Origin of the sequence: Micromonospora sp. URMC 103 (genome assembly GCF_051386435.1) — a bacterium.
Lineage (GTDB): Bacteria > Actinomycetota > Actinomycetes > Mycobacteriales > Micromonosporaceae > Micromonospora.
In genome coordinates this window covers 154446-167975 of sequence record NZ_JBPQTR010000004.1, presented here as the reverse complement: position 1 = coordinate 167975, position 13530 = coordinate 154446, and the positions used below count along the sequence as shown (strand labels likewise).

Annotated in this window: 8 protein-coding genes; 5 read left to right on the top strand and 3 right to left on the bottom strand. The window is 74.7% G+C overall.

What is annotated here, in order from left to right:
- Positions 1-159 precede the first annotated feature (159 nt).
- From ACSNOA_RS04345 to ileS, 3 genes are all read left to right on the top strand, one after another.
- Positions 160-1452, top strand: a complete 1293-nt coding sequence (locus tag ACSNOA_RS04345; RefSeq protein WP_436656508.1) for a histidine kinase — start codon at positions 160-162, stop codon at positions 1450-1452.
- Positions 1440-2123: a response regulator transcription factor gene (locus ACSNOA_RS04340; RefSeq protein WP_436656506.1), complete on the top strand. Its 684-nt coding sequence runs from the start codon at positions 1440-1442 to the stop codon at positions 2121-2123. The genes ACSNOA_RS04345 and ACSNOA_RS04340 overlap by 13 nt, the downstream gene beginning before the upstream one ends.
- A gap of 299 nt (positions 2124-2422) precedes the next feature.
- Positions 2423-5545, top strand: coding sequence for an isoleucine--tRNA ligase (gene ileS, locus ACSNOA_RS04335; RefSeq protein ID WP_436656504.1), 3123 nt, complete (start codon positions 2423-2425; stop codon positions 5543-5545).
- A gap of 67 nt (positions 5546-5612) precedes the next feature.
- On the opposite strand, the gene ACSNOA_RS04330 is transcribed toward ileS, so the two are convergent.
- On the bottom strand, positions 5613-9074 hold the full coding sequence (locus ACSNOA_RS04330; RefSeq protein WP_436656502.1) for a BTAD domain-containing putative transcriptional regulator: 3462 nt from the start codon (positions 9072-9074) through the stop codon (positions 5613-5615).
- A 213-nt stretch (positions 9075-9287) separates the two neighbouring features.
- Between ACSNOA_RS04330 and ACSNOA_RS04325 the strand changes: the two genes are divergently transcribed.
- Positions 9288-10160, top strand: a complete 873-nt coding sequence (locus ACSNOA_RS04325; protein ID WP_436656500.1) for an alpha/beta hydrolase — start codon at positions 9288-9290, stop codon at positions 10158-10160.
- A gap of 263 nt (positions 10161-10423) precedes the next feature.
- Here the strand turns inward: ACSNOA_RS04325 and ACSNOA_RS04320 are convergent, their stop codons facing one another.
- Together ACSNOA_RS04320 and ACSNOA_RS04315 are read right to left on the bottom strand one after the other, a co-directional pair.
- The gene (locus ACSNOA_RS04320) at positions 10424-11515 is read right to left on the bottom strand and encodes an LLM class flavin-dependent oxidoreductase (protein WP_436656498.1); all 1092 of its coding nucleotides are present in this window, start codon (positions 11513-11515) and stop codon (positions 10424-10426) included.
- Positions 11512-12885 carry an FAD-binding oxidoreductase gene (locus ACSNOA_RS04315; protein ID WP_436656496.1) on the bottom strand — a complete coding sequence of 458 codons (1374 nt, stop codon included), beginning with the start codon at positions 12883-12885 and terminating at the stop codon, positions 11512-11514. Before ACSNOA_RS04315 ends, ACSNOA_RS04320 begins: the two co-directional genes overlap by 4 nt.
- A gap of 135 nt (positions 12886-13020) precedes the next feature.
- Between ACSNOA_RS04315 and ACSNOA_RS04310 the strand changes: the two genes are divergently transcribed.
- The gene (locus ACSNOA_RS04310; protein ID WP_436656494.1) at positions 13021-13500 is read left to right on the top strand and encodes a MarR family winged helix-turn-helix transcriptional regulator; all 480 of its coding nucleotides are present in this window, start codon (positions 13021-13023) and stop codon (positions 13498-13500) included.
- Positions 13501-13530 lie beyond the last annotated feature (30 nt).

The following is a 13530-nucleotide window of genomic DNA, read 5'->3' as shown; positions in this document are numbered from 1 at the left end:
CCTCCCGGTGGTGTGGACTGTCAAGAGCAGGTGGAACGTCCCTTCCGTACGCGGCGAGCCCGCATGCACCCTCCGGCGCCCGGGGGTAGGGCTGGACCTACCTGCGGAGTGCATCCAGCCGGCTGGGTCGCCGCCGGCTTCCCGATTAGCGTCGGCCGCATGACATCGCCCCCGCCTCCGCACCTGGCCGGCGCGCTGCGCCGCCGCGGTTACCTGATCTCCTGGTGGCCCTGGCGCGCACTGGCGTACCTGGTGACCACCGCACCGATCGCGGGCGTGCTCTCACTCGGGATGCTGCCGGTCGGCGCGCCCCTGATCGCGGCCGTCAACGCGGTACGCCAGCACGACCGCCCCATCTCCCTCCCCCTCGCCCTGTTCCTGGCGGTGGGCGCGCTCACCGCGGTGGCGCTGGGACCGATCGTGAGCATCGCGGTGGCGACCGTCGAGCGCTGGCGGCTCGGCGTCGTGGACCCGCGACCGCTGCCCGCCCGCCCCTGGACCGGGCTCGCGGCCCGCTACACCACGGCCGGCGCCTGGCGGGAGGTCGCGTACACGGCGTTGCTGGGCAGTGTCGTGCCGCTCGTCTACTGGTTCTCCACGCTGTTCCTTCTCATCGATCTCGTGATGATCGCCAGCCCCTGGCTGGTCGGGAACGGCGACCGGTTCGTTCTGATCTGGTCCACGGCGGACACCCCGGGCGAGGCCGTGCCGTACGCGATCGCGGGCGCCCTGCTGCTGCCGGTGCTCTGGTACGGCCTCGGCGCGCTCGCCGCGGCGCAGGCCGCCGTGGCGCGCTGGCTGCTCGGCTCGCCGGCCGAGGCCACCGCGCTGCGGGAGGTCACCCGGTCACGCGCCCGCCTCGTCGGCGCGTACGAGGCCGAGCGCCGCCGTATCGAACGGGACCTGCACGACGGCGCCCAGCCCCGGCTGACCAGCCTCACCCTGCACCTGGGCATGGCCCGGCTGGACGTGCCCGCCGACTCCCCCGCCGCCCGGCCGCTCGCCGTGGCACACGACCAGGCCAAGAACCTCATGGTCATGCTCCGTCGGATCGTGCACGGCATCCGTCCGCAGAGCCTCACCGACCTCGGGCTCGCGGGCGCCGTCCGGGAACTGGCCCACGAGGCCGTGGTCCCGGTCACCGTGAGCGCCGACCTCGACGGGCCGCTGCCGGAGGTCGTCGAGGACACCGCCTACTACGTGGTCGCCGAGTCCCTCACGAACGTGGCGCGGCACGCCGGGGCGAGCCGCGCGCAGGTGCGGCTCGGGCGGACCGGCGACCGGCTCGTCGTCGAGGTGTCCGACGACGGCCGGGGCGGCGCCGACCCGGCGCGGGGCAGCGGCCTCACGGGGCTCGCCGACCGGGTGGCGGCGGCCGGCGGGCGGCTGCTGCTGGCCAGCCCGGCCGGGGGCCCTACCCTGGTCCGGGTGGAGCTGCCGTGCCGCCGGTGACCCGGGTCGTGCTCGCCGAGGACGAGGCGCTCCTGCGCGAGGGCCTCGTCGCCCTGCTGGAGCGGTTCGGCTTCCCGGTGCTCGCGGCGGTCGGCTCCGCGCCGGAACTGCTCGACGCCGTCCGCACGCACCGGCCGGACCTCGTGGTGACGGACATCCGGATGCCGCCGCAGCGGCGCGACGACGGGCTACGCGCGGCCGTCACGTTGCGCGCCGAGCGGCCCGACCTCGCCGTCGTGGTGCTCAGCCAGCACGTGCAGGCCGAGTACGCGGCGGCGCTGCTCGACAGCGGGGACGGCCGGCGGGTCGGCTACCTGCTCAAGGACCGGGTCGCCGACGTGACCGAGTTCGTGGCGCACCTGCGCGCGGTCGCCGGCGGCGGCACCGTCGTCGACCCCGAGGTCGTACGCCGGCTGCTGCACCGCCCCCGCGACCCCCTCGCCGCGCTGTCCGGTCGCGAACGGGAGGTGCTGGCGCTGATCGCCGAGGGGCGGTCCAACGCGTCGATCGCCGCGGCGCTGCACGTCACCGAGGCGGCGATCGGCAAGCACGTGGGCAACATCCTCCTGAAGCTCGGGCTGCACCCCAGCGACGACAGCAACCGCCGGGTCCTGGCCGTCCTCACGTACCTCCGCACCTGGCCGGCGGCCGGCGCCGGAACCGACCGGTGACCGGCCCCGTATCGACGTCGTGGTCCGGCCCCCGGCTGGGATAGGATGGGCGCGGAAGGCGCAGATGGGGACGAGTACCGTCGCACGCAGCCACGAGCGATCCGGGGATGGTGGAAGCCCGGAGGTGTGCGCGGCGGGAAGATCACCCCGGAGCTGTCGGAAGAAAGGCCGCGAGGCCGAGTAGACCCGACCACACCCGAAACGAGAGGGCCGGAAACGGTCAAGGAGGGTGGTACCGCGGGGCCGCACGGCCTCGTCCCTCCGGCGGAGCCTCAGCACGACGCGCCGACGGAGGAGCGATGTACCGCAGCGTCCCGACCCAGGTCGACCTGCCCGATCTCGACCGCCAGGTCCTGCACTTCTGGCACGCGAACAGCGTCTTCAGGCGCAGCCTGGAGCAGTCCGAGGGCCGGCCCGAGTGGGTCTTCTACGAGGGCCCGCCGACCGCCAACGGCATGCCCGGCGCGCACCACATCGAGGCGCGGGTCTTCAAGGACGTCTTCCCCCGCTACAAGACCATGAAGGGGTTCCACGTCGCCCGCAAGGCCGGCTGGGACTGCCACGGCCTGCCCGTCGAGCTGGCCGTCGAACGGGAACTCGGCTTCTCCGGCAAGCAGGACATCGAGAAGTACGGCATCGCCGAGTTCAACGCGCGCTGCCGCGAGTCGGTGACCCGGCACACCGACGCGTTCGCCGAGCTCACCGAGCGCATGGGCTACTGGGTCGACCTGGACGACGCCTACCGGACCATGGACCCGGAGTACATCGAGTCCGTCTGGTGGTCGTTGAAGCAGATCTTCGACAAGGGCCTGCTGGTCGAGGACTTCCGGGTCGCGCCGTGGTGCCCGCGGGACGAGACCGGCCTGTCCGACCACGAGCTCGCCCAGGGATACGAGACGGTCGTCGACCCGTCGGTGTTCGTGCGGTTCCCGCTCACCTCGGGTCCGCTGGCCGACCGGGCCGCCCTGCTGGTCTGGACCACCACCCCGTGGACGCTGCCGTCGAACGTCGCCGTGGCCGTCCACCCCGACGTGCGGTACGTGGTGGCCAGCGACGGCAACGAGCAGCTCGTCGTGGCCGAGCCGCTGCTCGCGTACGCGCTGGGTGACGGCTGGGAGCTGACCGGCGAGTCGTTCAAGGGCAAGGAGCTGGAACGGTGGACCTACCGGCCGCCGTTCGACCTCGTCGAGGTGCCCGACGCGCACTTCGTGGTCCTCGCGTCGTACGTCACCACCGACAGCGGCACCGGCCTCGTCCACCAGGCGCCGGCGTTCGGCGCGGACGACCTGGCCACGGCCCGGGCGTACGGGCTGCCCATGGTGAACCCCGTGCAGTCCAACGGGCGGTTCTCGCCGGAGATCCCGCTGGTCGGCGGGAGGTTCTTCAAGGAGGCCGACCGGCCCCTCATCGAGGACCTCCAGCTGCGCGGGCTGCTGTTCAAGAACGTCCCGTACGAGCACACCTACCCGCACTGCTGGCGGTGCCACACCGCGCTCATCTACTACGCCCAGCCGTCCTGGTACGTCCGCACCACGGCCGTCCGGGACGCGCTGCTGCGCGAGAACGAGCGCACCACCTGGCACCCCGCCACCGTGAAGTACGGCCGCTACGGCGACTGGCTCAACAACAACGTCGACTGGGCGCTGTCCCGGCGGCGCTACTGGGGCACCCCGCTGCCCATCTGGCGGTGCCCGAACGACCACCTGACCTGCGTCGGCTCCCTCGCCGAGCTGAGCGAGCTGACCGGGTCGGACGTGACCGGCCTCGACCCGCACCGGCCGTTCATCGACGAGGTCACCTTCGCCTGCCACTGCGGCGAGACCGCCCGGCGGGTTCCCGAGGTCATCGACGCCTGGTACGACTCCGGCTCCATGCCGTTCGCCCAGTTCGGCTACCCGTACCGCAACGCCGAGCTGTTCGAGAAGAGCTACCCGGCGCAGTTCATCTCCGAGGCCATCGACCAGACGCGCGGCTGGTTCTACACGCTCATGGCCATCGGCACGCTGGTCTTCGACCGGTCGTCGTACGAGAACGTGGTCTGCCTCGGCCACATCCTCGCCGAGGACGGCCGGAAGATGTCGAAGCACCTCGGCAACATCCTGGAGCCGATCCCGCTCATGGACCAGCACGGCGCCGACGCCGTGCGCTGGTTCATGGCCGCCGTCGGGTCGCCCTGGTCGGCCCGCCGGGTCGGGCACACGGCGCTCCAGGAGGTGGTCCGCAAGATCCTGCTGACGTACTGGAACACGGTCGCCTTCCAGTCCCTGTACGGCCGTACCGCCGGCTGGACCCCGTCGGCCGACGACCCGGCGCCGGCCGACCGGCCGGTGCTGGACCGGTGGGTGCTCTCCGAGCTGAACACGCTGGTCCAGCAGGTCGACGCCGCGATGGCGGACTTCGACACGCACCAGACGGGTCGGCTCCTCGCCACGTTCGTCGACGACCTGTCCAACTGGTACGTCCGGCGCAGTCGGCGGCGCTTCTGGCGGGGCGACCGGGCGGCCCTGGCCACCCTGCACGAGGCGCTCACCACCGTGACGCTGCTGCTCGCGCCGCTCACGCCGTTCATCACCGAGCGGGTCTGGCAGGACCTGGTCGTACCGGTCGACCCGGAGGCGCCGCAGTCGGTGCACCTCGCGCCGTACCCGGTCGCCGACGAGTCCCTCATCGACCCGGGCCTGTCCCGGCAGATGGCGCTCGCGCGCCGGCTCGTCGAGCTGGGCCGCGCCGCCCGGGCCGACTCCGGGATGAAGGTACGCCAGCCGCTGTCGCGGGCGCTGGCCTCGGCCAACGGCTTCGAGGAGCTGTCCCCCGAGCTGCTCGCGGAGATCGCCGCCGAGCTGAACGTCGGATCGGTCGACCCGATGGGCGGAGCCGGCCGCTCGCTCGTGGACACCACGGCGAAGGCCAACTTCCGCGCGCTCGGCAAGCGGTTCGGCAAGACCGTGCAGCAGGTCGCGAAGGCGATCGCGGCGGCCGACGCCGCGACCCTGCGGGACTCGCTGCGCGACACCGGCTCGGCGACCGTCCAGGTGGGCGACGAGTCGGTGACCCTCGGCCCGGACGAGGTGGTCGTCACGGAGACCCCGCGTGAGGGCTGGGCCGTGGCCAGCGACGCCGGCGCGACCGTGGCGCTGGACCTGCACCTCACCCCCGAGCTGCGGCGTGCCGGCGCGGCCCGGGACGCGATCCGGCAGATCCAGGAGGCGCGCAAGGCCAGCGGCCTCGAGGTGACCGACCGGATCGAGCTGCGCTACCGCACCGACCGCGAGGAGACCGCGCTGGCGCTGCGCGAGCACCGTGACCTGGTCGCCGAGGAGGTGCTCGCCACCGACTGCGCCGAGGGCGAGCCGTCGTGGAGCGGCGCGGAGCCGTTCACCGAGGAGTCCCTGGGCCTGACCTTCTGGCTCCGGAAGTCCTGACCGGGCGCCGGAAATCCGAACCGACCGGGGTGCCCCGGGCCGTTTCACGGCCCGGGGCACCCACGTTTCACGCCCCGGATCGCAGGCGTGCCGCGAGCGCCCGCGCCGTCCGGTCGTGGACAGTCGCCTCGTCGTCCCGGCCAAGCGCCGCGGCCAGGTCGGCCAGGTGCCGGGCCACCGGACCGAGGCTGAGCACGCCGCTGCCGGCCCCCGCCAGCTCGGAGGCGGCGGGCAGCAGCTCGGCGTACACGTACCGCATCGTCGGCTCGTCGCGCGCGGCGAGCGCGGCCCGGGCCGTCAGACCGAGGCGGGCCTCCCGGAGCAGGTCGTGCGGCGACTCGGGCAGGGCGCGCAGGGCGGCGACCGCCTCGTCCCGGCCAACGGCGGCCAGCGTGAGCGCCCGCACCCACGGCTCGTACGGACCCAGCGCACCCTCCGGCACGGCCACCGGAGCGCCCGGGGGCGCGTCGGCCAGCCGCAGCGACAGCAGCGCGAGCGGCAGGAGGCCGTCCGCCATGCCGGGCATGCCGGCGGCAGGTGTCCGGGCCGCCGCCCGCCGATAGGCCACCTCCGCCTCGGCGGAGCGCCCGAGGAGGGCCAGGCGCAGCGCGGCGTACCACTGCGTGAACACGCCCACGAGCGGCAGGTCGTGCCGGGCGGCGAGCCGGTCGGCGGCGGCCGCGGCCGCGTCGGCGGCGGGAAGGTCGGCCAACGCGGAGTTCGCCTGCACCAGGACGAGGTGACCGAGCACCTCGAAGGTCACGAGGTCGTGCCGGGCCGCCAGGTCGACCAGCTCCGCGCCGAGGCGCGCGCGGTCGGCGGCGAGGCCGGTCCGCTCGAAGGTGTGCATGAAGCGGGCGTTGAGCGCGAACGCCAGCAGCGCGGGATTCCGCTGGCCTCGCGCGATCGTCTCCGCCTCGACGGCCGCCCGGCGCCCCCGGTCGCCCGTGGTGCCGCGCAGCTCCAGGGCGAGCGTGCTGAGCAGGCGGCTGCGCAGCTCGGGATCGTCGGCGCCGACCGCGGCCAGCGTACGGTCGACGGCCGCCACGATGCGGCGGGAGAGCGCCTCGTCGTCGTTGCGGGTCCAGATCGCGGGCACGTCGAAGGCCGTGAGCACGGCCGCGACGAGCGCCGGATCGTCGACCGTCTCCGCCGTGCCGATGGCCTCGGCCCGGTAGCGACGGGTGCGATCCAGGTGCCCGGTCACGGCGAGCGCGCGGCCGAGACCCATGACGGCCGCCAGCCGACCGCGTACGTCACCGTCGCCGGCCCGTTCGTGGGCCTCCACGGCCTGCTGCCACAGTCGGGCCGCCTGGTGCGGGTGGGCGCGGCGTTCGGCCTGCTCGGCGGCGGCCCGGGCGTAGCGGGCCGCCCGTACGGCCGTGGCCGGGGTCCCGGCCAGGGCGAAATGGTGGGCGAGGGTGACCACGTCGTCGGGGTGCAACCGCTCGACGGCCTCGCCCGCGGCGGCGTGCCAGCGGGCCCGGCGCGGCGCCGAGAGGTCGCCGTAGAGCGTGTCGCGCACCAGGATGTGGGTGAACCGCAGCCCGCCGTCCTGCTCGGTGAGGAACCCGGAGGCCAGGGCGTCGTCGAGGGCGTCGAGCAGGGCCTCGTCGCCACCGTCGGCCGTCGCCGCGCTGCCGCCGTCGGGCATCGCCGCGCTGCCGCCGTCGGGCGTGGTCGCCCTGCCGCCGTCGGGCGTCGCCGCGGTGCCGGCCCGGAGCGCGGCCAGCACGTCCGGGTCGACGTCCCGGCCGAGGACGGTGGCCTGCCGGAGCACCTCCTGCGCCCGCACGGGAAGCCGGGCGAGCCGGTGACGGATGACGTCCCGCACGCCGGCCGGCACCCGGTCCAGCGCCGCCAGGCCCTCCGCCGCGAGGAGGCGGGCCAGCTCCCGTACGAAGAACGGGTTGCCACCGCTGCGCCGGTGGATCGACCGCACGGCGGGCTCGGGCAGGTCCCGGCCGGCGACCGCGCGCGCGAGCTGGCCGGTCGCGTGTTCGTCGAGCCCGCCCAGGTACACGCGCAGCGGTTCGAGCCGCGCGAGCCGGGCCAGCGCCGCGGTCAGCTCCGGGGTGATCTCGGTGGCCCGGTACGCCCCGGCCACCAGCACCGGGCCGGTCACCGGTTCCGGCTCGGTGAGCAGCGCGGTGAGCAGGTCCAGCGTGCCCTCGTCGGCACGGTGCAGGTCGTCGAGGACCAGCAGCACGGGCGCGCGGGTGGCCGCCGCCGTGAGCTGCGCCGCGGCGGCGCGGTGCAGGCGGAAGCGGGCCACGGCGGGGTCCGCCTCCGGCGACTCCGCCTCGGGTGGTCCGGAACCGGTCTTCACGGCCAGCTCGTCGGCGACCTGTCGCCACGGCCAGGCCACGGGGGCGCCGTCGTACTCGGGGCTGCGGCCCCACGCCGTGATCCAGCCGGCCGCCGCGAGCTCGCCGGTCAGCGCCTCCGCGAGCGCGGACTTGCCGGCGCCCGCCTCACCGGAGAGCAGCGCCAGGGCCGGGGCGCCCCGGCGGGTCACCTGCTCGGCGGCCTGTCGGAGACGGGCCAGATCGTCGTGTCGGCCGACGAACGGCCGACGCGCGACGCCACCTCCCGCCGTCGTCAGCCCGGCCGCGACAGCTTGGCCTTCCGCTTTCGTCGGTCCGGCCGCGACAGCTTGGCCTTCCGCGTGCGTGGGTCCGGCCGCCGCAGCCTGACCTTCCGCTTTCGACGGCCCGGCTGGGAGCGTCGGGCTGGGCGGGCCCGCCAAATGCGGAGCCTGGGCGAGGATGTCCGCCTCCAGCTGCCGCAACCGGGGCCCGGGGTCGACGCCGAGTTCCGTCACCAGCGTCTCCCGTGCCCGGCGCAGCGCCGCCAGCGCGTCGCCCTGCCGGTCGGCGCGGTACCGGGCCAGGGCCAGCAGGCGCCAGGCCTCCTCGCGCAGCGGGTGGTCGGCGACGTGCGCGCGCAGGTCGGACGCCGCCTCACCGGGCCGGCCCAGGGCCAGGAGCGCCTCGGCGCGCCGCTCGACGGCCAGCATCCGCAGTTCGTCCAGCCGGTCGATCTCCGCGCGGGCCCAGCTCCGGCCGGCGTACTCGGCGTAGGCGGGGCCCCGCCACAGGGCGAGCGCGTCGTCGAGGCGGGCCAGCGCCGCGCCGGGCGCCCCGGCCGTGAGCAGCTCCGCCGACTCGCTCACCGCGGTCTCGAACCGCCAGGCGTCGACCGCGTCGGGCGCGGGGTGCAGCGCGTACCCGGGCGGAGTGGTGACCAGCAGGCGGGCCGGCTGGCGGGGCGGGCGATCGGGTTCCAGGGCCCGCCGCAGGTCCGCGACGAAAGTCCGCAGCGCGGCCACCGCCCCCTCCGGCGGCTCGTCCCACAGGGCGTCGACCAGCCGGTCCACCGGCACCACCCGGCCTCGGGCGACCAGGAGCCGGGCCAGTACGGCCCGCTGGCGGGCGCCACGAAGCGCGAGGCGGCCGCGGGCGTCGTCGGCCCGTACCTCCCCGAGCACGCCGAACGTCACCGCGGGTGCCGCCGGCTGCCTGGTCATGGCCCCAATCTAGGCACGGCCGGCCGGGCGGGGCCGATCGGTGACGGCTGAGCGAGTCGTCGGACGGCGTGTCGTGTCGCCGAGGCGTCACCCAACACGTGCGCCACTCATCCGACGCTGATCGGGTGCTGATCGGCGGGGCGCAGGCTCGACGCGTACCGCCTGGCGGGGCGAATCAGCGCCCGGCCGGGTGCCGACAGCGGAGGATTTCCTGTGAGAATCAAGGGCTTCGACTACCAGCGCGTCACGGTCGCCGACGGCGTGGCGCTCCAGGCGGCCGTGGGCGGCTCCGGCAGCCCCGTCGTCCTGTTGCACGGCTTTCCGCAGACCCACCTCATGTGGCGGCACGTCGCCGCGGACCTCGCGGCGGACCACACGGTGATCTGCCCCGACCTGCGCGGCTACGGGGCCAGCGACAAGCCGGCCGACACCGACGGTGAGCGGTACGCCAAGCGGACCATGGCCGCGGACATCGTGGCCCTCGCCCGGGCGCTGGGGCACGAGCGGTTCGCCCTGGCCGGCCACGATCGGGGCGCGCTGGTCGCCCTCCGTGCCGGTCTCGACCATCCGGACACGGTCACCCACCTCGCGGCGCTCGACGTGCTGCCCACCCTCGACATGTGGGACGTCCTGCACGGCGCCACGGCCGCGGTCGGCTTCCACCTCTACCTCATGGCACAGCCGCCCGGCCTGCCCGAAGAGCTGATCACCGGGAGCCCAGACGCGTTCTTCGGGCACTTCCTGGACGTCTGGACCCGGGATCCGGAGGCGATCCCGGCCGACGTGCGGGCCGCCTACCTGGCGGCGTCCCGGGCCGCGGTCACCTCGATCGTGGCCGACTACCGGGCCTCGGCCGGGATCGACGTCGCGCACGACCGGGCGGACCGGGCCGCCGGGAACCGCCTGCGGATGCCGGTGACCGTCCTCCAGCAGGACTGGGGTGCCGCGCTCGGCTACGACGCGGTCGCGCTGTGGCGGGCGTGGGCGCCGGACCTGGTGCACCGCACCGTCTCGTGCGGCCACTTCATGGCGGAGGAGGCTCCGGCCGAGGTCGTCGAGGCGCTGCGCGGGCTGCTGGCCCGGTAGGCCCCGCCGGGGTCACGTCGTGGCTGCCCGCCTCGGCAACCGGTCGTCACCCGACGTCACCACGACCCGGCCCGGCCACCAGCCTCTTCGACTCCTTTGCTCTGCACCCCTATGTGCACCAAGCACGGTGCGTCACCGTTCCCGCGGCGCCGGCCTCCGGCCCCTCCGCCGTTTTGGCAGCTCATCGCGGTGGTGCATCCGTGGGTGCAGAGCAAAGCGTCGAGAGGGGTGTGGGCCTCGCCCGGCGGATGGTGACGCTCCGGTCACATCACGCGGCGTGACAGGTCGATGGCGACCGCGCCCCTCCCCCAAGGGCATGTCGATGGCGACGCGCCTCTCCCCCAGGGCATGTCGATCGCGACCGCGCCTCTCCCCCAAGGGCATGTCGATCGCGACCGCCATCCCGGGCATGCCGATCCGCCCCGGCATCCGCGCGGGCGGCCTGCTAGGCGCGCCGTGCGGGCGCGCTCCTCGGCGACCAGCTCTCGGGTGGCCGGGGCGACCTCGGCGGCGAAGAGTTCGATCATGGCTTGATCGTCGGTGGCCAGGATGAACGCGCTCACCCCGTGCTCCAGAGTCAGGCCGGCGAGGTCCTCCGCCCACTGGTCGGGCGGGCCGTCGAGCAGCGACCGGCCGGTGGACGCGAACCGGCCGGAGATGTTGAGCAACCGCCGGACCCGCGCCGGCTCCCGACCCGCCGCCACGGCGGCCTCGTCGATCTGCTCGTTCATGGCGACCAGGTCGGCCGGCCCGCCGGGCAGGTACTGGAGCGTGGGCAGCCAGCCGTCGCCCACCCGCCCGGTCAGGCGCAGCATGCGCGGCTTGTACGCGCCGATCCACACGTTCACGTCGTGGGCCGGGGCGGGCCCCCGCTTCGCGCCGTTGACCCGGTAGTACTCCCCGTCCACGCGTACGCCGCCGGGCCTGTCGGTCGCCCAGACCTCGCGGATGATCCGGACCGCCTCGTCGAGCGCGGTGATCGCCTGGCCCGGGCTCAGCCGGCGCCCGCCCATCGCCTCGATGGCGTCCCAGAACGCGCCCGCGCCGATGCCCAGCTCGAACCGGCCGCCGCTGAGCAGGTCGAGGCTCGCCGCGCTGCGGGCGGTCACCGCCGGCTGCCGCAGCGGCAGGTTGAGCACGTTGGCGCTCAGGTGGACCCGCTCGGTGCGCGCTGCCACGTAGCTCAGCAGCGTCCAGGTGTCGTGGAACCGGGGCTGGTACGGGTGGTCCTGGAAGGTGACGAGGTCCAGCCCGGCGCGGTCGGCCACCACGGCCAGGTCGACGGCGTGCCGCGCCGGTTGCGCGGTGGGCGTGGTGAAGGTGCCGAACAGCAGGTCGTGCCCGTAGTCGGTCATGGTGTCTTCCTCGAAGCGGTGTCGGGTGCGATGGGGAAGTTGTCGCGGAACAGGCAGTCCGGGTCGTAGCGCTTCTTCAGCGTGCGCAACCGGGCCAGGGTGCGGGGCGGGAACGCCTCGGCGAGGCGCTCCGGCCGCGAATCGGTCTCGAAGCTGAGGTAGGTGCCGCGCAGGTGCTCGGACAACAGCTCGTCCCAGAGCGCGTCCAGGCGGGTGCGGTGCCGCCCGAACGCGGTCACGTGGAAGTTCACCCCGCGGTGGCTCCACGCCATCGCGTCCGGGTCGACGTCGGTGACCGCGCCGCCGATCGAGCGCACGTGGAAGAAGTAAACGACGCCGCTGCGCAGCAGGCGGGCCACGGCCTCCGTGAAGGCGGGCGTGAGGTGCGCGACGAGACCGGTGCGGGCGATCGGCTCGCCCTGGCCGTGGTGGTCACCACGGCCGGCGTTGGCCATCACGGAGGCGTACGAGGTGACGACCACCTGCTGGTCGTAGCCGGGCGCGACGTCGGCGACCGGCTGGAGCTGCGCGACGATCGTGGCCGGGTCGCCGGAGTCGACGAGCGCCATCACCTGCGCCACGGCCGGTTGGCCCAGCCGGGGCGGACCCATGATGATGGCGCTGGTCAGATCGCGTGGCGCGGCCTCGACGGCGGCGCCCCAGCGGGTGAGCAGGCCGGCCGGGTCGCTCCCGTCCAGGACGAACTGGGCCCAGCCGACCGGGCCGACCTCGTCCACCTCGAACTCGAACGCGGTGACCACCCCGAAGTTGGCGCCGGCGCCGCGTACGGCCCAGAAGAGGTCCGGGTTCTCGGTGTCGCTGGCCCGCACGTGGCTGCCGTCGGCGAGGACCATCTCGACGGCGCGCAGGTGGTCGATGGTGAGCCCGTGCTTGCGTGCCATCCAACCGACACCGCCGGCGGTGGCCAGCCCGCCGACGCCGACCCCGCCGTAGTCGCCGGACGTGAGGGCCCAGCCGTACGGTGCCAGCGCCGCGGCGACGTCCATCCAGCGGGCGCCCGGGCCGATCCGGACGAGTCGGGCCGCCTCGTCGAGCACCTCGATGCCGTCCAGCCGGCCGACGTCGATCACGATGCCACCATCGTTGGTCGACCGGCCGCTGATGCCGTGCCCGCCGCTGCGGATGCCGAGCGGCAGGTGCCGGTGCGCGCGGGCGAAGGCGAGCGCGTCGGCCACCTCGGCCGGGGTGCCCGGTCGGAGGACGAGTCCGGGGGCGCCCCCACGCAGGTAGGTCGACCGCACCCGGGTGTAGTCGACGTCGCCGGGCTCCACGGCGGTGTCGGCCAGCGAGGCGGGCACCTCGTCGTACGCGATGCCGGCCCCGCGACGGTGGCCGTAGTTACCTGACACGACTGTCTCCCGAAGGTTGATGCGTCAACCAGGGTACGACGCACGACGTCGACACGCGTGTGATCCCGGTCATCCCCGACGGGCCCGGAATCGCGCGGCCGGGCCACCTGCCGCAGCCCGAATTACGCTGGTCGGATGGGCGATCCCGGCAACCGGCTCGAGCAGCGCGAGTACCAGGTCTGGCGCGCCTTCCACCGGATGCACGACCTGCTGGCCCTCGCGCTGAACCAGCACCTCCAGCAGGACGCGGGCATCTCCGAACCCGACTTCCAGGTCCTCGCCGCGCTCGCCGAGGCCGACCGGCACGCCCTGCGCTCCCGGGACCTGCGCGACGAACTCCAGTGGGAGAAGAGCCGGCTCGCCCACCAGATCCGCCGGATGGAGCAGCGCGGGCTGGTCGTCCGGGACGAGTGCCCGGAGGACGGCCGCTCGGCCATCGTCCGGCTCACCGACGCCGGCCTGGCCGGCGTCCGCCGCGCCGCCCAGGCGCACGCGGCCCAGGTGCGCGACCTCTTCTCCGACGTGCTCACCCCGGCCCAGCTCGACGCTCTCGAGCAGGCCAGCACGGCGGTGCTCGAGCGGCTGCGCCGACGCTGCCCCGTGGAGATGCCGTGACCGACCGGCGGAGCCTAGACTCCCGGCATG